Origin of the sequence: Luteolibacter sp. LG18, from assembly GCF_036322585.1 — a bacterium.
Classification (GTDB): domain Bacteria; phylum Verrucomicrobiota; class Verrucomicrobiia; order Verrucomicrobiales; family Akkermansiaceae; genus Luteolibacter.
This window is the reverse complement of the sequence record NZ_AP024600.1, coordinates 952,434-976,282: the sequence shown is the minus strand read 5'-3', so window position 1 is coordinate 976,282 and position 23,849 is coordinate 952,434. Positions and strand designations below refer to the sequence as shown.

Here is a 23,849-nt window from a genome sequence, read left to right as displayed (position 1 = left end):
GGACCAGCTCCCCCCAAGCCGACAGGCCCCGTAGCTTGCCGACGGGGGAAGCGTGCGTCGTGATCACTCCTCCGGCAGCACGGTGATCAGGGTCGGGGCGACGCTGAAGACCCGTTCGGCGGCGGCGCGGACGCTTTGAGGGGTGAGGGCCTTGTAGATGTCCGGGAGCTGGCGGTGGAGGTCGGCGGACTGGCCGAAGAGCAGGTCGATCGCGGCCTGGCGGGCGGTGCTGGAGAGCGATTGCTGCTGGATCGCCAGGCTGCTGAGCACGGTCGAGCGGACGCGCTCGAAGGCGTCGTCCGGGATGCCGCGGGCGGCGATTTTTCCGATCTCGGCCATCAGCTCGGCCTTGGCGAGTTCGGCCTGGCCCGGCGAGGTGGCCAGGTAGAACGCGAACATGCCGGTATCGAAGCCGAGGAACTGGGTGGCTCCGACCTGATAGGCCAGGCCGAGGTCCTCGCGGATGCGGGTGAACAGCGGGCCGGCCATGTCGGTGCAGTATTCCTGCAGCATCGCCAGCGCGTGGCGGTCCTCGGAAAGCGCGGCGGCACCGGGATAGCCGATCGCCAGCACGGCCTGCTTTTTCGGCAGGCGGAAGGTCAGATCCGAGCCGTGATACAGGTAGCTGTCCGGCGGGGTCCACGGCTGTCCGGCCGGGATGGCGGAGAGCAGCGGCGCGAGCGTGTCCGCGGCGGCGGAGGGATCGAAATCCCCGGCGACGGCGAGCGTGAGGTTGCCACCGGTGAAATGGCGGCGGTGGTGGTCGGCCAGCGCGGTGCGGTCGATCACGTCGAGGCTCAGGCGGGTGCCGAGGGCGTCGCGGCCGTAGCCCGCGCCGTTGAAGAGCGCCTTGCGCAATTCGCTAAGGCCGGTGTGGAGCGGGTCCTCCAGGGCTTCCTCCAGCGCGGCGCGCTGGCTGGCCTTTTCGCGGGCAATGGCGTCGGAGGGCAGGGAGGGGGCGTTCAGCACCTCCGCCAGCGCGTCTGCGAGCACGCCGAAGTCCGGGGCGAGGCCCGCGGCTTGGATCAGCAGCGCGTTGTTGCCCGCGGAGGCTCCGATGGAGGCCCCCAGCGATTCCAGCTCCAAGGCCAGTTCCTCGGCGCTACGGGTGGCGGTACCCTGCGGCAGGGTCGAGGCGAGCAGTTGGTTGATGCCGTTGCTGACCTCGGTTTCGGAGGGCAGACCGGCGCGGACGGCGGCTTGGAAATGGAGCAGCGGCACCCGGCGGTCCGGCAGCAGGGCCAGGGTGATGCCGTTGTCGAGCGTGTGGGTGCGGATCTCCTCACGGACCCGGCGGCGCTTGGTGGCGCGGTCGGCCACGGCGGCGCCTTCGGGATCGAGCACCGTGAGTGTCATGCGCTCCGCGGTCAGGGCTGCGGCCACGCGCTTCACGTCCTCCGGCGTCACCGCATGTAGGGCGGCCAGGTAGTGGCGGGTGAAATCGAGATCGCGGGCCTCATGCCAGTTCGAGGCGAGGTCGGCGGCGCGGCCGGAGGCGCTGGTCAGCGAGCGGAACTGACTGGCGGCGATCTGGCGCTTGGCCTTCGCCAGCTCGTCCGCCAGTTCGTCCTGCTGGACCTTGGCGATCTCGGCCAAGGCGGCTTCCACGAGCACCTCACGGTTGTCCGGGCTGACCTCCGCGCTCACGGCGAAGAGGCCCTCGCGGCCCGGTCCGTTCCAAGCCCAGGCGGAAATTTCGAGCGCCAGCTCCCGCTCCTGGCGGAGATGGCGGTAGAGGCGCGCCGAGCGGCCACGGCCGAGCAGCGCCGCCAGCACGTCCAGCGCCGGGGCATCGGGATGGGAAAGCGGCGGCGTTTTCCACGCCATCGTCAGGCGGCTGGCTGGGATCGCGAAGGTGGCTCGGGCGCGGCGCGGACCGATCTGGGGCGTGTCCTGCGGCACCAGCGGGTCGGGGCCGCCGCCCAGGGCGAGGTCCGCGGTGGCCGCGGTGATCTGCTTGCGCACCTCGTCCGCGTCGAAGTCGCCGGACACCACCGCGAAGGCGCGCTCGGGCGTGTAGCGGGTGCGGTGGTAATTACGAAGGTCGTCGTAGGAAAGCGCGTCGAACAGGTGGCGGTGGCCGATCACCGGATGGCGGCGCGGGTCGGACACGAACGTGGTCGAGAACAACAGCCGGCTCGCCACGTTGTCCGGGTCGTCCAGGCCCATGTCGATCTCGCGGCGGATCACGTCCTTCTCCTTCTCGAACTCCGCTTCCGGAAGCGTCGGGAAGAACACCAGGCCCGTTAGAATCTTGAGGAACTCCGGCAGCGAGGCGGCCGGGCCATCGATGTAGTAAACCGTGCGGTCGAAGCTGGTGTAGGCGTTCCAGTGGCCGCCCGCGGCCTGCACCGCGTTGGCCAGCGCCTCGCCGTCGTAATCGCGCGTGCCCTTGAACACCATATGCTCCAGAAAATGGGAGATGCCCGAGCCCAGTCGTCCGCCTTCATGCATGCTGCCGGTCTCCACCCAGATCTGCGCGCTCACCACCGGGGCCGAGGGATCGGGGTCCAGAATCAGGGACAATCCGTTGGGCAGGGTCTCGGCGGTGGCGGTGACAACAGGGTATTCCATGAATTTCCGGCTTGGACCCAATGGGATGAGCGATAAAGCAGGAGTATGCAACGATGGATTGTGCTCGTGGCGGCTCTCGTGATCCTGGCTTCAGGCGGCGCGGGATTCGCGTACCTGAACTACCGCAAGAACAAGCCCGACCGCATCTGGGTGCCGCTCAAGCTTCAGGAGAAGGATCTCAAGCCCGCGTCCGAACAGATCGGCACGGCCCTGCGGAAACCCGCCGTGCTGATGAAGATCGCCAAGGAGCTCAACCTGGCGGCCAAGTTCAAGGTCGCGTCCGACGAGGCCGCCGTCGCCGAGCTCTCGAAGCGCATGTTCATCGAGGTGGCGGAGGCCAATCCGCCGTCCGACCGTACCCCGGCGCTCAACATCGGCGTGAACGGCACCCGACGCGAGCACGCCACGCTCCAGGAAATCTCGGCCCGCCTCACCAAGGAGGTCTTCGACCTGGCCGGGATCAAGCAGCCCTCTCAAGTGGCGTTCTAACCATAGGCTGCGTTCGGGAGAACGTGGGCGGAGCAAACTTGCGCCCCCTTGTATGTCCCGTCCGTCTATGAGTGGCCGGTTGCCAGAGAAGAGAGAAAGAACCAGAGGATACCTCTTCTCTTCACCCTAGCCCCCGGCCCCTCGAGGTCGGACTGATCCTGCACGGGTGTTCGCGGATCTTCCCACCCACAAGCAGGAATGCTTGTGCTACTAAACGATCCGCTGGATCACGCTGTCGGCCTCGTAACGGGCCTTCGGGCGGGCGGCGGTGTGGTCGTCCGGCGAGCGGTAGCCCACGGCGCAGGCCACGGCGGTGGCGTAGCCGCTGCCTTCCAGGCCGAGGATCTGATCGTAGGCCTTCGGATCCAGTCCCTCCATCGGGCAGGTGTCGATTCCGAGCAGCGCCGCGGTGGTCATGAACTGGCCCAGCGCGATGTAAACCTGGCGGACGTTCCAGACGTGGCGCGCCTCGAACGGCATCGCCGAGACGAACCCCTCGATCATTCCCTGCATCGGGGCCAGCGCCTCGACGCTGTTGCCCTGCACGTCCGCCAGCCGTGCGACCCAGCCGGAGATGTCTTCCGGAGCCACGTCGGTGCGGGCGGCGAAGACGATGAAATGGGACGCGTCCGTCACCTGCCCCTGGCCCCAGGATTTCGCCCGCAGCTCGGCGCGCACCGCCGGGTTCTCCACCACCAGAAACTTCCACGGCTGGAGGCCGAAGGACGAGGGGGTGAGCACCAGCGATTGCTCGAGCGCGCCCCAGGTTTCCGCCGGGATCTGGCGGCTGGGATCGAAGGTCTTGGTGGCGTAGCGCCAGCGCAGGGCGGCGATGACGGAATCGGGAGTCGGGGTGGACATGATTATTGGTTCGAGTCGGTGTCGATCTCGAAGGGCAGCGAGACGGCCGGGAAGTCCTTCAGCGTGAGGCTGAAGATCACGCCGTATTCATCGTGCACGCGGTTGTCGCGCTTGGTCAGGCCGACGCCGACCACCCAGTTGCCGAGATCGTGGCTGAGCGTGTACTGCTGGAGTTCCAGCGTGTTGTCGTCTAGTTCCCAGACCTGCAGCATGCCGAAGCCCCAGTCCTCGTGGAGGCGGGCGTAGGCGCGGAAGTCGATGCGGTTGGAGTCCGGCAGCACCGGGTGGCTGTTCAGAAAGCGCTCGCCGACCGAGAATTCGAAATCAGGGGTCGGCATGAAGCGCAGCCGCGGCGAGAACTCGCTGTAGCCGTTGCCATCGCTGACCACCGGGAACTGCGTTTCAAGGTCCACGGACATCCACGGCAGCGGCCGCCAGCGGGCGTCGTTGTAGAGGTTGGAGACGTTGCGGCCGAGGTTCTGCGGATCATCGCCGATGAAGGCATCCATGTAGGTGTCCAGATAGAGCCACTCGTAGCTCTGGCCATCGCGGTGGGTGATCAGGCGGTTCCGCGCGCCGAGGCGGATGATGTTCCAGTCCGCGATGTCGTCGATCGCGGTGAAACGGCCCAGGTCGAGGGTCTGCGGGCGGGTCGAGAACGACAGTCGGTCGATCTTCGGGAAGGTGGAGTCGAGGTCGTCGGTGTTCACCATCGACCAGCGGGCATACGGCTGGACCACGTGCAGCAGGCCATCGAGGCCCAGCGTGCGGTTCTGATAGTCGGCGTAGTCCTTCGAGAACTTCACCGAGGCCTCGGCACCGGTTTCGACGTAGGCGCGGGTGATCGCGTCCTCCGGGCCACCCACGTTCCAGTAGCGGCTCAGGCCCACGCCCACTTCGGGCACCACCGTCAGCCAGCCGCCGACGTTCAGCGGCATCGAGAACTCGTGGTAGGTGTGGAAGCGCGAGTAGGACGGATCGAGCAACTGGGTGGCCAGCGACGGGATCGCCGGGTTGCCCGGCGGCAGCGAACGGATCTGTTGGACCAGCAGGCGCTCGTAGGGCGGGAGCTGGGCCAGGAGGCCGGGGATGCGTGGATCGCCCGCCGGCAGGGTCAGCAGCGGCTGGATCACCGCGTTGCGGGTCGGGTCGCCGGTGGTTTCACCGTAGACGCCCACGGAAGTGCCTCCTTCGTGGAGAATCGGCGTGCCGAAGAGCGGGGAGCGGGCCTGATCGTAGGCCAGTTCGATGCGCTGGTCGCTGCGGTAGAAGTCGTTCAGGCGCAGGCGGGTGTAAAGGGACGCCAGCGAGGCGCCGTCGTTCCGGTAGAGGCCGATGGTGTTGTCCGGGAACGGATTGGTGCGGAACAGCTTCGGATCGAAGTCCTCCAGGTAATACTGGTCGCTGAGCAGCGAGAGATCGGTGTCCAGGCGCCAGTCCGCCCCGTCCTTGACCTCGAGCGGAATGCGGTACTTCAGCTCCACGGCGTAGCGGTCGTCGTCGATCGGCTGGCGGGGAATGCCGGAGCGCTGGATCGAAGGATCGAGGTCGTGGAGATAGTAGAGGTTCAGCCAGCCGAGGTTCGGATTGTCCTTCACCCGGGTGTCCACGAGGTCCACGCCGGTGCCGACGCCGCGGCTCGCGCGGAGGTCGAGGTGCCAGCGGGAAAGCAGCCAGTCGTCCTTGGTCTCACCGGTCTTCGGATCGCGCTCGCCGCCGAGCATGATGCCGTAGGTGTTGAGCATGAAGGGGCCCCAGTTCGAGCGCGCGCCCGGCACCATGTGGTAGCCCAGCTCCTTGTTCAGCGGCTGGCTCAGATACGGCAGCCAGAACACGGGCGTGTCCCCGGCGTAGAACTTGAGGTTTTCGAAGACCACCTTGTCGCCCGGATAGACCGTGGTCTGCTTGGCGCGGATCCAGTAGTTCGGGGTTTCGACGTCGTTGGTGGTGATCCCGGCGTCCTCGCCACGGAAGACCTGCTTGCCGTCGGCATCGGTGTCCACGCTGAACTTGTTGGCCTCCAGCAGCAGGGGGTCGACGGACGAGCGCAGCCCGGAGGCATCCAGCGCCTTGCGGCCGTAGTCATACACCGCCTGCTCGCCGCGCTGGAGCATGTTGCCCTGATAGACGCTGACGTGGCCGAGCAGGGTGATGGTCTTCGCGTTCGTGTCCACCACGGCGCGGTCGGCGAAAATCTCGGTCTTGTTGTCCGTGAGGGCCTTCACCGGGCCGGCCAGCTCCACGGTCTTGGAGTTCAGGTTCGCCACGGCGGAGCGGGCGGTGACGGTGGTGCCGTTGTCCGTCGTCATGGTCACCGCGGAGCCGTAGGTCAGCAGGCCGCTGGTGGCGTCATACTGGATGGAACCGCCGCCGGTGTTGGTGATCGTCACCTCCTTGGGCAGGGTCGGTGCGCTGGTTTCGGGCGTGCCGAAGGGGAGCGAAGGAGCCGGTACCGGCGTGATCTTGTCCACGGCGGGAGCGCCTCCGGGATTGGGCAGCACTTCCGCCTCCTGGGCCATCAGCGGCAGGGCGAAAAGAAGCGGTAAAAGCGGCGCTCCGGCATTGATCCTCATCGCGGGCGATCACACGGGTTAGGCCCGATGAAGTAAAGGTCAAAGCCCCGGGTTGGCGGCGTGGTGGATTGCCGCTAGAATCCCGGCCATGGACAACCCGCCCGTCGCCATTTTCGGTGCCACCGGCTTCATTGGCAGGCACTTGGCGGCCCGGCTGGCCGCGGAGGGCATCCCCGTCACCGGCATCAGCCGGTCCCGGTCGATCCTCTCCGAAGACGTCGCGGAGTGGCAAACGCCCGGCGCGCTCAATCTCGCCAACCACCGCGCGGTGGTGAACCTGGCGGGCGAGCCGGTCGATTGCCTGTGGACCGCCGAGAAAATGCGTGCCATCGAGGACAGCCGCGCCGGGGGCACCCGCCGCTTGGTCGACCACTTCCGCGAACTCACCCCCGCCGAGCGCCCCGGCGTCCTGGTCAATGCCTCCGGCGTGGGCTTCTACGGCGATGGCGCGGACGCCCTGTTGGACGAAACCGCGCCCGCCGGGACCGATTATCTCGCGCGGGTTTGCATCGATTGGGAAGCCGCCGCCCGCGAGGCGGAATCGCTGGACGTGCGGGTCGTGCTGCTGCGGACCGGCGTGGTCCTCGGCAAGGGCGGTGCGGCCTACGAGAAACTCCGGAAGCTCTTCAACCTCGGCCTTGGTGGAAAGCTCGGCTCCGGCCGCCAATGGATGCCGTGGATTCACGTGGACGACGAGGTTGCCGCCATCCTCCACGCCATCCGCTCTCCGGTCGTATCCGGGCCGGTCAATCTCGTCGCGCCCCGGCCCGAGCGGAATGCCGACTTCACCCGGAAGTTCGCCGCCGCGCTCCACCGTCCGGCGTTCCTGTCCGTCCCCGGCTTCGCCCTGAAGTTCGCGCTCGGCGGCTTTGGCGAGGCGATGCTCGGCGGGCAGCGCGCGGTCCCGGCCGCCTTGGAGCACTCCGGCTTCCAGTTCCGTCATCCCGATCTCGAAGGGGCGCTGGCGGACTTGATCGCGTAGAAGCGCGATCCACGGCCCCCTCCACTCTTGCTTCTGGATTCCGGACTCTGGATTCTCCGCGCATGGCCGCCCCGCAAAACGTCATCGCTCTGGTCTATGACTACGATCAGACCCTGAGTCCCCGCTACATGCAGGATGACGTGCTGTTCCCCGAGTTCGGCATCGATCCGGCGCAGTTCTGGAAGAAGTGCAACGGCCTCGTCAGCGAGCAGAAGTGGGACGGCGAGCTGGCCTACATGAAGTGCCTCCTCGATTACCTCGGCATGGACAATGTCTCGAACGCCCGGCTCACCCAGCTCGGCGCGGGCCTGCGTTTCTATCCGGGCCTGCCGGAGCTGTTCACCGAACTGCCGAAGGCCGTCCTCACCCCGGAGCACGAGCTCGCCGGGATCAAGGTGGAGCACTACATCGTCTCCTCCGGCCTGAAAGCCCTGCTCGATGGCTCCCGCCTCCAGCCGTTCGTGAAATCGATCTTCGGCTGTGAGTTCGGCGAGGACAGCGAGGGCCGCATCAGCTTCCCGAAACGCGCCATCTCCCACACCACCAAGACCCAGTTCCTCTTCCGCATCAACAAGGGCATGCTCCGTTACGATCAGGATGTGAACGACCACATGCCTCACGACCAGCGGCCGATTCCCTTCGAGAACATGGTCTATGTCGGCGACGGTCCGACCGACGTCCCGTGTTTCACCGTGATGAACAAGAACGGCGGAAATGCCATCGCCGTTTACAATCCGGAGGACACCACCGGCCGCAGTTTCCGGAAGTGCTTCCAGCTCTCCACCCACGCCGGCCGGGTGAAGCACATTGCCCCCGCCGACTACCGCCAGGGCTCCCACCTGTGGCTGCTGCTCTCCGAGATGGTCCGCGAAATGGCCGACCGCATCCTCTACCGCCGCATCGAGGAGCGGGAGAAGAGCACCGTGGCGGCGCCGACGTTTTGAGCGCCCCACCGGTTGTTAGGCCTTCCGGTGGAACGGATGATTGACGGCGGCACATCCGCGGGAAAGATGACAGGAACCGGTCCGCGCGACGCAAAGGCGGCCGATTTCCATCCCATCACCGAGATTTCCCTGTGTCCGAAAAGAAACGATTCCACTTCACCGGCATTTGCGGCACCGCCATGGGCGCTGTCGCCGCGGCCATGAAACAGCGCGGCTACACCATCACCGGTTCGGACACCAACGTCTATCCGCCGATGTCCGACTTCCTCCGGAACCAGGGCATCACCATCACCGAGGGCTACCAATCCGAAAACCTGCCCGCCGACGCGGACGTGATCGTCATCGGCAATGCCATCTCCCGCGGCAACCCGGAGGCGGAAGCCGCGCTCGACCGCAAGCTGCTCTACATGTCCCTCCCCGAGGTGCTGAAGGAGTATTTCCTCCACGGGAAGCGGAACTTCGTCGTCTCCGGCACCCACGGCAAGACCACCACCACCTCGATGCTCGCCTGGCTGCTGCGCCAGGCCGGCCGCGATCCCGGTTTCCTGATCGGCGGCCTGCCGAAGAACCTCGGCCAGGGCGCGTATTTCAGCCCCTCCGGGTTCAACGTTCTGGAAGGCGACGAGTACGACACCGCCTTCTTCGACAAGCGCTCGAAGTTCCTCCACTACCTCCCCGAGTGCGTGGTGATGAACAACATCGAGTTCGACCACGCCGACATCTACAACTCGATCGAGGAGATCAAGCTGACCTTCAAGCGCCTCCTCAACGTGGTGCCCCGCAGCGGCGTGGCCTTCGTGAACGGCGATGATCCGAACTGCCTCGAAGTCTCCGCCAACGCCCCCTGTCCGGTGAAAACCGTCGGCTTCGGCGCGAATTGCGACCACCGCATCGTCGATGTGTCCTATGACCGCGACGGCAGCTCGTTCACCCTCGATGGCGAGCCTTACACCATCCAGATGACGGGTGAGTTCAACGTCCGCAATGCCGCCATGGCCACCGTGTCCGGCCAGTTCGCCGGCCTTTCCATCGCCGAGATCCGCGCCGGGCTGGCATCCTTCGAGGGGGTCGCCCGCCGCCAGGAAGTCCGTGGCGAGATCAATGGCATCCGCGTGATCGACGACTTCGCCCACCACCCGACGGCGATCAAGCTGGCGGTGCAGAGCCTGCGCCAGCGTTACAACGGCAGCCGCCTGTGGGTGCTCTTCGAACCGCGCTCGAACACCACGCGCCGCGCCGTGTTCCAGAACGAGCTCGCCGAGGCGCTCGCGCTGCCGGACTTCGCCGTCGTCGCCGCGGTTCCCGATCTCCACAAGATTCCGGAGAACGACCGCCTCGATCCGGACAAGCTCGCGGCCGATATCGGTCTCTATGGCGGCCATGGCCGCTACGTCCAGACGGTGGACGAGATCGTCGCCATCGTGGCCGCGGAAGCCCGTCCCGGTGATACCGTGGCGGTGCTCAGCAACGGTGGCTTCGGCGGCATCCACGGCAAGCTGTTGGAGTCGCTCAAGGAGTGCGCGCCGGTGTGAGGTCCGGGGAACGGGGCGATCGCCGTCCTTGTTCCCCCCATTCCAACAACCGTGCTTGATTCCACAAGGACAGGAATGTCCTTGCTCCCTGTTGCGTGTTCGCTTCCATGCCTCCGAATCATGGAAGCGCAACCCCCGCCGCGTTCGTTCTGGTGTTTCATCAGCTACCGGCACGCCGATAACAAGGAGCCCGGCCGCCAGTGGGCCACGTGGCTCCACCAGCAGATCGAGACCTACGAGGTGCCGTCCGATCTGGTCGGCACCGTCAATGGTCGCGGCGATACCATCCCCGAGCGGATCTTTCCGGTCTTCCGCGACGAGGACGAGCTGCCCGCGAACGCCGACCTCGCCTCGCCGATCTACCGCGCGCTGGACGTTTCGAAGTTCCTCGTCGTGCTTTGCTCGCCACGTGCCGTGCAGTCCAGCTACGTCGCGGACGAGATCCTCTACTACAAGAGGATCGGCCGCAGCGACCGGGTGCTCGCCGCGGTGCTCGATGGCGAGCCGCGCGACAGCTTCCCGAAGCCGCTCCGGCATCCGGTCGATGCGAGCGGTGCCCTGATCGAAAGCGAGCACGCCGAGCCGATCGCCGCGGACTTCCGCCTCGCCGACGACTCGCAGGGCTGGACCAGTCCGGAGGCCTACCGCCAGGCCTTGGAAGGCCAAGGCATTCCCCGCAAGGAGATCGAGCGCCTCGTTTCGGAATACCGGGGCCGCCTGGAACTCGGGAAACTCAAGATCATCGCCGGCGTGCTCGGCCTGCCGCTCGGCACGCTGACCCAGCGCGACAAGGTCTATCAGCTCGAAAAGGAGCGCCGCCGCGCGCGCATCTTCCGTCGCGTCACCGCCGCCATGGCCGTGCTGCTCGTCGCCGCCATCGCGGGCGGCGTCTTCGCGTCGCTGAAGCAGCGCGAGGCCGAGACCCAGCGCCGCGCCGCTGTCGCCGCGAAGGACGCCGAGACCGCGCAGCGGACGCTCGCGGAGTCCCGACGCGTGGAGGCGGAGGAAGCCCGCGGCGTGGCCGAAACCCGCCGCACCGAAGCCGAGCAGGCGCAGACCCTCGCCGAGCAGCGCCGCCTCGAATCCGAATCCCGCCTCGCGAAGAGCAACATCCTGCTCGCCGACCGCCTGGCGCGCGAGGGCAACACCCTTGGTGCGGCGAACGCGCTGTGGGAGATCCCCGAGCACGAACGCCAGTGGGACTGGGGCTATCTGCTCGGGAAGGCCTATCCGGAAACGGGCTATGTCTCCATGGCTCCCACCGATGGCAGCCCGTTCTACGCGCTGGAGTCCAGCCTCGCTCCCGATGGCCGCCGCGCCGTGTTTTGGAACGCGGGCCAGTTGAAGACGGCGCGCGTCGAACCGGACGGCACGGTTCTGGTGGATGCATTCAAGGTGAAGCCGTCCGTCGCCACGGCCGCGATCAGTCGCTCGGGGACGGTGGCGTTTCTGGAGGAGGGCGCGCTGCGCGTGATCACGGCCAACGGGCGCGATCTCGGATCGCTGCCGATGACCGGTCAGGACGACGAGGAGCCGGAGTCGGTGTCGTTCCTCAATGACGCCGGGACCTTGTTGGTCGTGAAATCCGGAGAGATGTGGCACCTCGTCCATGCCGATCTGGATGGCATGCATGAGACCAACCGCGTGGCGGAGAATTTCGAGCAGGAAGCCTTCGCCGCCACCTCCGCCGATGGGCATCGCTGGGTGGCGGCCTCCATCGACACCGGCGCGACGGTTTACGATGAGGAAGGTCACATCGTGGACAAGTTTCCCGGGGTCTGGCGGGCGCAGGCGGCGATCTCCGCCAATGGCACCATCGCGATCGCCGACATCAGCGAGGCGGTGACGGTGCGGATGCCGGATGGCAAACACCGCAAGCTCGAAGACAAGGGCGAGGGTGTCATCGCGCATCTCACCAATGGCAGCACCGTGTGTTGGGTGGGGAGACGTCTGGTCGTCCGCACGGTCCATCAGGTTCGTGTTTGGGATCTCGATTTGAAGGAGCCTCCGGTGTGGGTTTGGGAGTTCCCGACGGAGACCACCGACAAGATGGCGGTGAGCGACAAGTGGATCGCCGTGTCCTTGGCCAACAACGCGATCGCCGTGTCCCGCACCGACGACCTTCAGGAGGTCGAGCGATTTCTCGGGCACGATGGACTCGTCGCCGATCTGCGGTTTCCCTTCACCGATCTCCTCGCCAGCGTCGGCTCGGATGGCACGATGCGGTTCTGGATCCCGCACGACCGCGTCCGCATGGGCACCCAGACGAGTGAGATCAAGGATTCGCTTTTCAAGAACGACCCGGACACTTGGCCGAAGTTCGCGAAGGAGAACTCCGACGCCGAACCGCCCGCGGGCTCTCCAGCGGGCACGCGGGTGAAAGTCGCCACGCCCGATGGCAAGTTCCTCGCCTCCACCGGCGAGGATGGTCAGGTGCGGCTATGGAAGGGCGATGGCAGCGAGCCGTCGATCGTGCTGCCCTGCCTCGGCAAGCGTGGCACCGGCCTCGGTTTCTCCGCGGATGGTCGGCGTCTCGGTGGCACCTCCTATGTGCCCGGTGAGTTCCTCGATTTCGAGCAGGAGTGGAGCACCGAACCCTGGACGCGCTCCCAGCTCGGCATCGATGCCACCGCCGACTGGCGGAAGGCCTACGAGACCCAGTTCGATGAGCGTTTCAAGACCGAGTGGCGGAAGCGCGTGAAGTAAGGAAAGGAGTTGAGCCTTTAGGCGAGGCAGGTCTTCCGGGAGGCGGAGTCTGTCGAGATTTTAGCCGCAAAGAGGCGCAAAATTGCAAAAGGGGAGAGTTGGGGATCGTGGAATGTGTCCCGCCAGCCCTCTCCTCTTCCTGAAAACTGAACACTGCCAACCAGCAAACTTTCAGGCCTCCGCCTCCCGGAAGACCTTCCTCGCCTCAAGGCTCAACTCCCGCACAACCCGATCGCCGCCTTCACGACTTCCGCCGAGTGCCGGAATGCCGCGGCTTCCTCTTCGCTGAGAACCGGCTTCAAGACCTTCTCGATCCCGCTGCGCCCCACCACCACCGGCAGGCTCAGGCAGACGTCGTTCACGCCTTCGTAACCGTCCACCCGCACGCTCAGCGGCATCGTCCGTTTGTCGTCCAGCGCGATGGATTCCAGGATGGCGGCGGCGGACATGGCGATGCCGTAGCTGGTGTGGCCCTTCCGTCGGTAGATCTCCTGTCCCATGGTGGCGGCCTGCCGGAACATCGCGCGCCGTTCCGGCGTGTCCGCGATCCGCTCCGCGCCCGCGTGGGCCATGCTCATCGCGGGGAACTGGGTGTCGCCATGTTCGCCGAGGATGTAGGCGCGCACATCGTCCGGATAGATGCCCAGCTCGCGTGACAGCAGGTGGCGGAAGCGCATCGAATCCAGCAGCGTGCCGGTGCCGAAGACCCGTGAGGCGGGCCAGCCGGTGATCCGCAGCGCCTGCCACGTCAGCACGTCCACCGGGTTTGCCACCATCAGCAGCAGCGCGTGCGGCGAGGCCTCCACCAGCGGCGGCAGCATCGCCTCCAACAGCCGGGTGTTTTTCGGGCCGAGCGCGAGCCGGTCCTCTACTTCCAAGGTCGCCGAGGCGCAGAACACGATGACGTCCGAGCCCGCCGTGTCTGCCACGTCGCCCGCCCGGATCTTCACCGGCGCGGGATAGAACGACTCGCCGTGGAGCAGGTCGAGCGCCTCGCCTTCCAGCCGGGCCGGGTCGCGTCCGACCAGTACCAGCTCGCGCGCGAAGCCACGCAGCGTCACCGCGAACGCGAGGGCCATGCCGACCTTTCCCGGGCCGATGATCGAGAGTTTCATGCCGCGAGGTCTAACAAGGTGGGGTCCGTGGGGGAAGGTTCCAAGCTGGCGGATTTGGAACCTTAATGGAGATTGACCATCTGGACTTGCCCTGAATTGATCGTGATATGGAAATACAACAGCAGCCCAAGACTTCGGGCCTGGCCATCGCCAGTCTGGTGACCAGTTTGCTCGGCCTCGGTTTGGTCGGAGTTGTCTGCGGTCACATCGCCCTCTCCAGGATCAAGAAATCCGCCGGCGCGTTGACTGGCCACGGGATCGCGCTCGCGGGCCTCATCATCGGCTACATCTCGGTGACGGTGGTGGTCGTCCTGATGGTCCTGTCCTTCCTGTTCGTGGGTGCCCGTGCCTGGAAGAAGGGTTCGGACCGGGCTGCCTGCATCATGCACCAGAGGAATGTCCAGCAGGCGGTTCGCAGTTATCAGGCTGCCAACCATCTCAAGACCGGCGCGCGGATCGATTGGAGCAAGGTCACCTTGCCCGTCGGCTCCGCCATCACCAAGCCCTGCCCGGCCGGTGGAGAATACTTCGTTACCGAAACCATCCCGCCTGTGGGAATGATGGCGGTCGAGTGCCCGCACGGAGGCGTCCCGGACAAGCACGAACCGACCGATCACCACGATTGGTGACCCGGTGTCACGAAACGGTGGTGGGGCCTCAGCGCGCCGCCACCAGGTCGTAGCCGCGCCAGTCGCCGATGGTGACGTCCGCGAAGCTGCCGACCGGGATGGTGTCGTCGACGTGCACGGAGCCGTCGATTTCCGGGGCATCCCATTCGGTGCGGGCGATGCCGGGTTCCTCCACGAGGACGCGGACCTGCTTGCCGACCTGGGCTTGGTTGGTTTCCCCGGCGATGGTCTGGAGCTCCTGCATGGCGCGGGACCAGCGGCTCTTCCGGGTCATGTGGTGGACCTGGTCGCCCATCTTGTAGGCGCGGGTGCCTTCCTCCTTCGAGTAGGAGAACACGCCGGCGCGTTCGAAGCGGAACTCGCGGATGAACTCGAGCAGTTCCTCGAAGTCCGCTTCGGTTTCACCCGGGAAGCCGACGATGAAGGTGGTGCGGATGCCGAGGTTCGGGATGCCCGCGCGCATGCGGCGCAGCAGGTCGCGGATGTAGTCGCCGTTGGTTTGGCGCTGCATCAGCTTGAGCATGTTGTCCGAGATGTGCTGGAGCGGGATGTCCACGTACTTCGCGACCTTGTCGCACTCGGCGATGGTCTGGATGAGTTCGTCGGACCAGTGGGCCGGGTGGGTGTAGAGCAGGCGGACCCAGAACTCTCCCTCGATCTTGTTGATCTCGCGCAGCAGCGTGGCCAGCGACTCGCCCTTCGAGGAGTCCACCGGGGACTTCGGGTTCGGGCGGGACTCGGTCCACTTGTCCATGCCGAAGTAGGTGGTGTCCTGGGAGATCAGGTTGATCTCCTTCACGCCGGATTTCACCAGCGCCTCCACTTCCTTCACCACGGACTCCTGCGTGCGGGAGCGGTGGCGGCCGCGGATCTGCGGGATGATGCAGAAGGTGCAGGTGTGGTTGCAGCCCTCGGCGATCTTCACGTAGGCGAAGTGCTCGGGCGTGAGGCGGAAGCGCGGGGTGGTGTAGTCCGGCACGTACTGCGGCTTCAGCGTCACGAAATCGCGCGGGTCCTCGGTGGCGGCGGGGCCTTCGGTCTTCTGGACCTCGGCGTCGTTCTTCTTGCCGAGCAGGTTCTCGATGATCGGCGCGACCTTGGTGATCTGGTCGAGGCCGATGAAGGCGTCCACTTCGGGCATGATGCCCGGCAGGTCCTTGGCGAAACGCTGGGACAGGCAGCCGGCCACGATGATCTTCTGGCGGGCGCGCTCGGGATTGGTGCCGCGCTCGTTGACCGCGCCGAAGACGGTGTCGATGGACTCCTGCTTCGCCATGTCGATGAACGAGCAGGTGTTCACGATCAGCACATCCGCCAGATCCGCCTCGGAGGTGAGGGTCATCCCGGCTTCGGCGAGGTGACCCATCATGACTTCGGAGTCGATGAGGTTCTTGGCGCAGCCAAGCGAGATGAGACCGACGGTGGTGGACATGGCGGAAAAAGGGTTCGGGAAACGCGGCAAAAAAATCGCCCGCGGCGGTGATGTCCCGGCGCGGGCGCGGATGAAAGGGGAAATATCGTCCCCGGGCAATCCAACAGTTCAGAGCTGCGGCGGCACGATCAGCTCGTCACCCGGCTGCGGCTTGAGCTGGCCGAAACCCGCGAGAGGGCTGGCGATCGCGCCTTCCGGCGAGATGCTGGTGACCTTCACCTGGCCGAGGATGCCGGTGTTCTTTCGGATGCCGAGGATCGAGCCGACCTGCACCTGCTCCGGCATCTTCACGTCGATGACCACCACGCCGCCCAGCGCCGGGTCTTCCTGGTATTCCGTCACCACGGCCATCACCAGGGCCTGGGAGATCTGGCGGGCACGGCGGAGTTCCTGGTCGTGGGATTCGAGTATTTGAGATCCAACTTCACCCGCTTCGTCCTTATACAGCCGGGCCTTCCGTTCGGCCTTGTTTTTCTCGTCTTCGAGCGCCTTGAGCTGGGCTTCCTTGGCGGCGAGCTGGGCCTTGGCTTCCTCCAGGTCGGCGGAAGACGGGGCGGGTGCCGGAGCGGACTGGGAGGCGGTCGGGATGCGGAGTTCCTGCACGGCCTTCTCGGTTTTCAGGCGCTGGACTTCGAGATTGAGCTCCTCGATCTGCTGCTTGATGCGGAGCTGCTCCTCGCCCGGAGCGGTCGCCACGCCTTGCTTCATGCCGTTCCACGACATCGCGAGCGCCCCGATCAAAAGGGCAACCGTGGCGCCGAGGAGGATTTTCATCGTATCCATGGCGGGGGAAGTTGGTGGGGCGTCGACCGAATGTCAACGCGACGGGTGGGCCGGTTTCAGCTCGCTGGGGGCCTCCCCGGTGATGTCCACCCGCGTGCCGACCCGGCATTTTTCAAAGATCAGGGGCTGGACGGCGGCCGGAAACCGGATGCAGCCGTAGCTGAGGGCCTTCCGTGGAACCACGTAGCCGACGTGCATGCCCACCCCGTCCCACGTCAGGCGCATCCAGTAGGGCATCGAGTAGCCCTCGTAGACGGCGTCCTTCGGCGGTTTCGGGAGATCCACGGAGGCTCCGAGGTCGGTTCCGGATTTCGGGTCCTTGTAACGGCCGTAGCGGTTTGAGCGCTTGTCGGCGATCTTTTCGGTGACCCGGAAACTGCCCGTCGGCGTTTCATGGCCGGGCTTCCCGGTGGAGACGTCGGTTTCCACCACCACGACGTTGTGGCGGTCCACCAGCCGGGCTTTCTGCTCGGTGAGGTCGATCAAAACTTTGGTCTCCCGCGGGCTCAGCGCGTCATAGCGGGTTTGGTGGACATGAAAGACGGGTTTCGGCTGCTCTGGGGGCGGCGGGGTCTTCCACGCGCATTGGGCCAGAAGGAGGGGAGCCAACAGGAAGGCAGTGCGACGAATCACGCCCGGCAGGTTAGAGAACGAATCGGCTAGCTGACAAGTGGAGCGGTGGACGGAAATTGTATCCGTGGGGTGAGCCGGGGCGCAAAAAGAGAAGCCGGAAACCTCGCGGTTTCCGGCTTCCTGATGCGCGCGGTTATTTACAGGACAAATGGAATCATGGCTCCAGGGTGACCTTGTAGAAGGCCTTTCCGGCGGGCGGGGCGGGGTCGGTGAACGAGGCGGTTCCCGAGGTGCCGGTCACCGTGCCGACGGTCTGCCAGCTTCCGGCCGCCAGCGTGGTGCTGCGTTTCACCGTGAAGGTGACGCCGGAAACGCTCGGCCAGGACAGCCCCCAGGACTCGACCGTGATCGCGAAGCGGGAATTTCCGTTCACCGGGCTCAGCCCCAGGCGGTACTCGGTCAGGTTGCTGGTGCCGTCGCCATCGTAGTCGCCGTCGGCTGTCTGATCGAGGTTGCCGAACATGAGCGTCTCCCAGTCATCCGCTAGCCCGTCGCCATCGGTATCGTTTTCGGTGAAACGGTTGGTGGCGAGGAACTCGGAAGTGCTCAGCACCCGGCCGCTGATGCGGATTTCATCGAGATCGCCGGTGAAGCTGTCGAAACCGACGAAGTTCCCGGCGGCGTTGTATTCCGTCTGGCCGATCACCCATGCGACATTGGGAGCGGTCGTGGGAGCGGCGCCGTTGATGGTGGCGGTTCCTTCCAGCACGTAGGCCGTGTCGCCAGGGGCTTTCAGCCACAGCGAGAGGGTCGTGGAGCTGATCGTTACCGCGGCGGAGTACCAGGAGCCGGCGGTCACCGTGCGGGTGCTGACCACCTCGTGGGCGGAAGGAACGGAATCCACCATGCCGGCCACCACCTTGTTCGCGGCGTTCAGCTTGAGCGTGAAGGGGGCTTGGTAGGGGGCGGCGGCACCGGTCGGGTTGCCGCCCTTGCCGATGATCCCCTGGGCCTGGCCGGTGACCGTCGAGCGGAACGAGGCTTCCACCGTGTAGGCGGTGAAGACGGTTGTGTTGATCGGCGCGGTGCCCGGGGTGTAGATGTTGTCCGAGGTGTAGCGGTTCCCGGCCACCGCCGCGAAATTGAGCGAGGAATGGTTCATCGCCCGGGTGTTGGTGACATCCGCGGCCGGGGCCCGGGTGCTGTAGGCAGGTGCGGTGTAATCGGCATAGGTGATCATGTCATTGCCGTTTCCGGTCACGTCCTTCACCGCACCGGCGACCTGCGGATAGGCCACGGTGCCCGCGGTCTTTTCCTCGAAGCGCCAGTAGGCGAGGGTTGGCGGAGCGGTGTCCGCGACCTTGGGATTGGTGCCTTCGTGGTATTCCACCAGGTCGGTGCGGCCGTCGCCATCGCTGTCGGCGGTGCCGTTCACGTGCGCGATGGCCTGCTCCAGCGTTTCTCCGGTGGTGGCGAAGTATTTGACCTCCCAGCCATCCGGCAGGCCGTCCCCATCCTGATCCGGGGAGGAAAGGATGCTCGTCGGGTTGGAATTGGCGGTGAACTCCGCCAGGTTGTTGTGAAGGTCACCGTCTGGATCGCCGCCGGGGGCACATGCCTCCGGGGCTCCGAAGAAGTGCGATTCCCAGCCATCGCTCATTTGGTCGCCATCGGCGTCCGGGAAGCTCAGGCGGTTCGATGGATCCTTGCCGGCGAGGAACTCCTCCTGGTTCGTGCTGTAGTCGCCGTCCGGGTCACCGCTCGGGGTTTGCGCGAGGTTTCCGAAGTAATTGGTCTCCCAGCCGTCGGGCAGGCCATCGGAGTCCGTGTCCGGGAACGATGCCCGGTTGGTCGGATCGGTGCCCGCGGCGTATTCCCCGGCATTGGTGGTGAAGTCACCGTCCCAGTCCTCCGTGCCGGTGTGGGTGAGGTCGCCGAAGTAGAAGCTTTCCCAGGAATCCGGCAGTCCGTCGTGGTCCGAGTCCGTCGGGATCACCTTGAGTTGGCCGGTGGCGGTCGAGAAACTGTAGTTCCCGTCCGGTGAAATCCACACGTTGCCCACCAGATACCAGCCCTGCACCGAGAAGGTGGCACCGAAGGTCGCGGCCATCGTGTTGAGCGTGAGCAGGGGGTAGGTGGTGCCCACGGTGGTGGAGGCGCCGGTCAGGTCGATCGTGAAGGCTCCGTTGAACGCGAACGGGACTGTCGCCGCGGTGCCGGAGATCGTGTTGTAGGCCCCGGAGGTTCCGAGCGCGAAGGCGAGCTTGCCGGTGGTGGCGGAAAGGACCGCTCCGCTCAAACCGCTCACCTGTATATTGCCGACATAAGTATTGGCGCCGCTCAAAATGATCTGACGGCCGGAGGTTGACCCGTTGGATGCTAGTATAAGGCTTCCGGAATTGCCGGATATGGGCGATGTAATGGTGATGGTGGCGTTGTTTGCGAGAATGGTGGACGCGCCAGTTCCCGCGATAGCCATATTGTTGCCACCTACGATAAATGCTGTCGAGCTATTGCTGGCGTTATTGATGGTGGCTCCGTTTAACGTGAAATTGTTTATTGTTATCGTATTGATATTGGTGCCGCCCTTATAGACAAGCGAGGAACTATTTAACGTCAGCGAATCGCCGCCGAAGGTGAAATTGGTGGTAGCGTCCGCAGGGGTTCGTAAATTGAAGCCCGATGGGACGATGTAGGCGTTTCCAGCGGCCGGCGCTAGGGCGTTCGACCACGAAAGGTTGGAGTTGAAGGAGCTGGTGTTGATTGCGTTGGTGGCCGTCAAGGTCACGTCGGCGGCAAACAGGGGGGCGGACATCGCGGCTAATAGCGCGGGAACAGTCCCCGGAAGACGTTTATTCGCAGATCGAAGCCCGGTGAGGGCGGTGCTATTAATCGGCTTCATGAGTTTCTGAGTTTGGTATTAAAACGATAAATGCAACAGTAGGCGCGGGCGACGCACACGATGGGTCACGTCTCGAAAAAGCTCGGTCTATAGCGGAAGTTACGGGGCCAAACTTAGGCTCTGAAGGTCTCATCAGATTGTATGATTCCGACATGGCTGTCGGCATCTTCCTTGTTTGCTGCAATTCTCGTAGTCCCACGTAGGGGCTCCGGAACCCCTGTCGGACGTCGTCAAAAGTCCGATTTTGGGGTGTCTAGGTTGTTCTCGTGAGGACGGCGCGGAAATCGTCCCACGGGACCACTTGTGGAGGGCTTCCGGAGCGCTCGGGAGGTGGCCGCGGAGCGGTCCGATTTTCCGCGACGGGAGCGAAATTTTTTTTCAGAGGGGGCCTTGGTCGGGGATCGCCACCCTCCCTTGGTTTGACCTCCAAACGGGCTCGCGATGGCCTCGTTTCCGGCTGCGACGCCCTCTCAAAATCCCAACCTGAAACCGCTTAGGAAAAATATAAAATCACAACTTGCTAGATTGGTTGAATCGGTCTGTTTGCGATTTTGTAAAATGCGTAAAATGAGCAAGTTGTATAATGAGAGTGGGTGTCAAAAAGGTTGAGGTGAAGGAGGGTTGAGAGGGGGCGAAATAGTTGATAGAAAAAGCCGATTTCATTCCTTCCCCCGATGAAACGAACCATGCGCCCCTGGGCGCTGGGCCTGACCTTGGCCGGAGCATGTTCCTTCCTGCTCGCAGAAAGCCAAACGAGACTCAGTCGCTCGCCGGATGCCTCGGAAGCATCCCCCGATTCCTATCGCCCGGGCATCGTCCCGGCGGTGGAAATCCAGACTTCCGCCACCCAGACGCGTGAAAACGCCGGGGCGGATACCGCCGCCGCCCTCCACTGGGTGTCGTTGACCGGTCAAGCTCCACTCCGCGGGATGCCGGTGGCTGAAAACGCCAGTGGTCCGCGGATCGAAACCTCCGCCGAACGTCGGCGGTGGTTGCAGGGGCTGCGGGAGCTCGCCGCGGATTCGAAAGGATCGGTGGTCGATCTCGTGACCGCGGCGATCGAGAGCAAGCCGGATGCCGCCTGCGAGGTGGTCAAGACCGTGATCGAAGCCACCCACGCCGAGCCCCGGATGGTCGCGGTGATTTTGGAGGCGGCGATTATGGCCAATCCGGATCAGATGCGGCAAACCGCCCAATGCGCCTTGGCCGCTGCTCCGGATTCCCTTTCGGAAGTCCAGGCGGTCCTGTCCCGCTTGGATCCCGCCGGGCGGAGCCCGTTCGGCGACTCGAAGGACGCCAAGGATGCGAAACTGGCCCTGCCGGAAGTGGCGGGCATCGTTTCCAATCCGCTCGATCTCCCTCCGAAGCCTCCCCCCCCGATTCCGATTCCGCCGCCGCCCCCCCCGGCGACGGACACGGAATTCATCCGCTCCCGGGCCTTCTGACCCGCGCGTGTGAGGCTCCATCCCGGCATGAGTGATCATGCCGGGATTTTTTGTTAGCTAACGGTTGCGTAAATTTACGCAAGAAGTGGGGAATTTACGCAGCCGTTAACTTTCCCCTTGAAGGTAATTCGCTTATAGGGCTTTTTGCACACGTCTCCCCCGGGTCTTTAATCATTCTTAAGCGAATGACTTCCAATCGGGGGAATCACGTACCCGCGTCCTGCCCAGGGCGCGTCCGCGGATCCCGGCTCCGGATCTCCGGAATGCTGGTTCACTGGTGGGCCTGCCTCCTTCTGTTAGGGTCGGCGCTCATTTCTTCCGGGGCGCTTACTCCGGCCAAGGTGCTGGTCCTCTACAATTCGAAGGACCCGGACAGCCTCGCCATCTGGAACCACTACGCGGCGGTCCGCCCCGGAGTGCGCGGCTTCGATTTCAACGACGCGACCCTCGTTCCGGGCACGATCTCCTACGCGAACTTCATCTCGAAGATCCGCCAGCCGCTGCGGACCTACCTCACCTCTAACAGCCTCCAGCAACAGGTGGTGGTGTTCGTTCTAACAAAGGGGTTGCCGCACCGAGTCCAGGACATCCAGGGCGGGGATGTCGGGGACAATCCGGGCTCCGCCGCCACGCGGATCACCGGTGGAAACGCCTCGTATGCCTCGGTCGATTCCGAACTCACCCTGCTTTGGCAGAACCTGGAGACCGGCGAAGCGGGCGGCAACATGGACTCCGGCGCCGACAACTACGTGGTGAATCCGTACTACAGCGTGAACGCGGACATCACCAGTTACGACCGCTCCACGATCACCGCCACGAAGTTCTTCAGCAAGCAGGTCTCCGGCCCGAAGTGGCAGCTCCTCGACAAGTCCGGCGGCACCGCGGTCACTCCGGGAAGCATCTATCTAACAGCCCGCCTCGACGGCAACTCGGCCGCGGCGGTGAACGCCATGATCGACCGCGGCCTCCATCCCGTCTACGACAAGAGCGTCGACACCATCATCGAGGACAAGAGCGCCGGCGGCACCTTCGAGTCCGGGGACTACAGTTCGACGCAGACCCTGATGGCTCCGACCTGGCCGGCCTTCGTGTTCGAGCAGACCGATGCGTTCCTGATCGGATTGAACGGCGACCTCCCCGCGGGCAATGCCGGCACGCAGCGGTTCAGCGGCCGGGTCGCCGCGCTCACCGGCTACGGTGGCAACCACAGCGGTGGCCTGAAGGACGGCTACATCAACACCTACCGCGGCCAGCTCGGACAGGGGGCGATCTACAACGCCTTCGAAAGCTACAACGCCCGCAAGTTCGGCGGGGTCGGGGGCTTCGATGATCACGGCCAGCTTTCCGATTGGGTGGACGCGGGCGGCACCTTCGGCACCGGCCATGTCTGGGAGCCGCTCACCACCGCGGTGGCGCGGAACTACCTGATGCTCGCCCGCTATTTCAACGACGGGCGCACCTGGGTGGAGTCCGCTTGGTCCGGCATGCGCTACTTGTCCTGGCAGAACGTCGTGCTCGGCGATCCGCTTGCGGTCGCCAGTTTCGGCAGCCTGCCGCTGGCCCCGCCGGTCGCTTCGGTGTCCGCCTCCGGTTCGATGGTGGAGGGCTCCACCAGCACCATGGCCACCGCGACGGTTACCCTTTCCACCCCGGCTGCCCAGGACACGGTCGTCCATTTGGCATTCGCGGGCACCGTCGCGCCGGGGACCGATTTCTCGATCGTGGCTCCCGGCAGCACGGATGTCGTGGTGCCCGCATTCCAGACCGCCGGCCAGATCCAGATGGTGGCGGTGAAGAACGACCTTCCGGATGGCACCAGGACGGTTCGCATGCAGGTGGCTGGAGGCAGCGGCTATGTCGCCGCCTCCGGTGAAGCGGATGTCCCGATTACGGACTCGCCCTTTGGCGTCTGGCAGGCCTCCCGTTTCGGCGCGAACGCGCCCGCCTCGCGGGTGGCCGCGACGGCGGATCCGGATGGCGATGGCCTTCCGAACCTGGTCGAATACACCCTGGGTTTGGATCCTTTGCATAAGGATGGGGCGGCGGCTCCTGCCGTTTCCCTGGCGGCGTCTTCAGGGGGAGCGATCGCCTCGGGTTCCTCCGCCAGCTACCGGTTCACCCACGACACGGCGGCGGCGAACGTGGGCTGGCAGGTGGAATGTTCCAGCGATCTGAAGACGTGGCAGGCGGTTCCGGTTTCCGTGATTGCGACCAGCGGGGGGATTGAGACGCTCGAAGCGCACGCGCCGGCGGGGGCTGGGAAGGCGTGCTTCTTCCGGATTGCCGTCCATGAGACGACGGCGAACTGA

At 65.1% G+C, this 23,849-nt stretch carries 16 protein-coding genes; 8 read left to right on the top strand and 8 right to left on the bottom strand.

Translation table 11 applies throughout. The features are described from left to right. Positions 1 to 63: 63 nt before the first annotated feature. A complete protein-coding gene (locus llg_RS04095) occupies positions 64 to 2,574 on the bottom strand; it encodes a pitrilysin family protein (protein WP_338288257.1) in 2,511 nt (836 codons plus the stop codon). Positions 2,575 to 2,619: 45 nt separating this feature from the next. Between llg_RS04095 and llg_RS04090 the strand changes: the two genes are divergently transcribed. Continuing rightward, complete coding sequence (locus llg_RS04090; RefSeq protein ID WP_338288256.1) at positions 2,620 to 3,063, top strand: hypothetical protein; 444 nt, start codon at positions 2,620 to 2,622, stop codon at positions 3,061 to 3,063. 210 nt (positions 3,064 to 3,273) lie between these two features. On the opposite strand, the gene llg_RS04085 is transcribed toward llg_RS04090, so the two are convergent. After that, entirely contained in the window at positions 3,274 to 3,924 is a 651-nt protein-coding gene (locus llg_RS04085; protein WP_338288255.1) for an NAD(P)H-dependent oxidoreductase, read from the bottom strand. A gap of 2 nt (positions 3,925 to 3,926) precedes the next feature. Next, entirely contained in the window at positions 3,927 to 6,497 is a 2,571-nt protein-coding gene (lptD, locus tag llg_RS04080) for an LPS assembly protein LptD (RefSeq protein ID WP_338288254.1), read from the bottom strand. 88 nt (positions 6,498 to 6,585) lie between these two features. On the opposite strand from lptD, the gene llg_RS04075 reads away from it, so the two are divergent. The 4 genes from llg_RS04075 to llg_RS04060 all read left to right on the top strand — a co-directional run bounded on the left by llg_RS04075 (position 6,586) and on the right by llg_RS04060 (position 12,661). Continuing rightward, positions 6,586 to 7,479: a TIGR01777 family oxidoreductase gene (locus tag llg_RS04075; RefSeq protein ID WP_338288253.1), complete on the top strand. Its 894-nt coding sequence runs from the start codon at positions 6,586 to 6,588 to the stop codon at positions 7,477 to 7,479. A gap of 62 nt (positions 7,480 to 7,541) precedes the next feature. After that, the gene (locus llg_RS04070; RefSeq protein WP_338288252.1) at positions 7,542 to 8,423 is read left to right on the top strand and encodes a haloacid dehalogenase-like hydrolase; all 882 of its coding nucleotides are present in this window, start codon (positions 7,542 to 7,544) and stop codon (positions 8,421 to 8,423) included. Between the two features lie 131 nt (positions 8,424 to 8,554). Beyond that, a complete protein-coding gene (mpl, locus tag llg_RS04065; protein WP_338288251.1) occupies positions 8,555 to 9,955 on the top strand; it encodes a UDP-N-acetylmuramate:L-alanyl-gamma-D-glutamyl-meso-diaminopimelate ligase in 1,401 nt (466 codons plus the stop codon). Between the two features lie 120 nt (positions 9,956 to 10,075). Further along, positions 10,076 to 12,661, top strand: coding sequence for a TIR domain-containing protein (locus tag llg_RS04060; protein WP_338288250.1), 2,586 nt, complete (start codon positions 10,076 to 10,078; stop codon positions 12,659 to 12,661). Positions 12,662 to 12,873: 212 nt separating this feature from the next. Here the strand turns inward: llg_RS04060 and llg_RS04055 are convergent, their stop codons facing one another. Further along, complete coding sequence (locus llg_RS04055) at positions 12,874 to 13,776, bottom strand: hypothetical protein (protein ID WP_338288249.1); 903 nt, start codon at positions 13,774 to 13,776, stop codon at positions 12,874 to 12,876. Between the two features lie 107 nt (positions 13,777 to 13,883). On the opposite strand from llg_RS04055, the gene llg_RS04050 reads away from it, so the two are divergent. Beyond that, the gene (locus llg_RS04050; RefSeq protein ID WP_338288248.1) at positions 13,884 to 14,405 is read left to right on the top strand and encodes a DUF4190 domain-containing protein; all 522 of its coding nucleotides are present in this window, start codon (positions 13,884 to 13,886) and stop codon (positions 14,403 to 14,405) included. Positions 14,406 to 14,433: 28 nt separating this feature from the next. Here the strand turns inward: llg_RS04050 and rimO are convergent, their stop codons facing one another. The 4 genes from rimO to llg_RS04030 form a co-directional block, all read right to left on the bottom strand. Next, positions 14,434 to 15,837, bottom strand: a complete 1,404-nt coding sequence (rimO, locus tag llg_RS04045; RefSeq protein ID WP_338288247.1) for a 30S ribosomal protein S12 methylthiotransferase RimO — start codon at positions 15,835 to 15,837, stop codon at positions 14,434 to 14,436. A 108-nt stretch (positions 15,838 to 15,945) separates the two neighbouring features. Continuing rightward, on the bottom strand, positions 15,946 to 16,620 hold the full coding sequence (locus llg_RS04040; RefSeq protein WP_338288246.1) for a hypothetical protein: 675 nt from the start codon (positions 16,618 to 16,620) through the stop codon (positions 15,946 to 15,948). Positions 16,621 to 16,653: 33 nt separating this feature from the next. Next, positions 16,654 to 17,253 carry a L,D-transpeptidase family protein gene (locus tag llg_RS04035; protein WP_338288245.1) on the bottom strand — a complete coding sequence of 200 codons (600 nt, stop codon included), beginning with the start codon at positions 17,251 to 17,253 and terminating at the stop codon, positions 16,654 to 16,656. 154 nt (positions 17,254 to 17,407) lie between these two features. After that, positions 17,408 to 20,008 (bottom strand): LamG-like jellyroll fold domain-containing protein, encoded by a 2,601-nt coding sequence (locus tag llg_RS04030; RefSeq protein ID WP_338288244.1) that lies wholly within the window; start codon positions 20,006 to 20,008, stop codon positions 17,408 to 17,410. A gap of 761 nt (positions 20,009 to 20,769) precedes the next feature. Here llg_RS04030 and llg_RS04025 point away from each other — a divergent pair. Together llg_RS04025 and llg_RS04020 are read left to right on the top strand one after the other, a co-directional pair. Beyond that, positions 20,770 to 21,540: a hypothetical protein gene (locus tag llg_RS04025; RefSeq protein ID WP_338288243.1), complete on the top strand. Its 771-nt coding sequence runs from the start codon at positions 20,770 to 20,772 to the stop codon at positions 21,538 to 21,540. A 263-nt stretch (positions 21,541 to 21,803) separates the two neighbouring features. Beyond that, positions 21,804 to 23,849, top strand: coding sequence for a hypothetical protein (locus llg_RS04020; protein WP_338288242.1), 2,046 nt, complete (start codon positions 21,804 to 21,806; stop codon positions 23,847 to 23,849).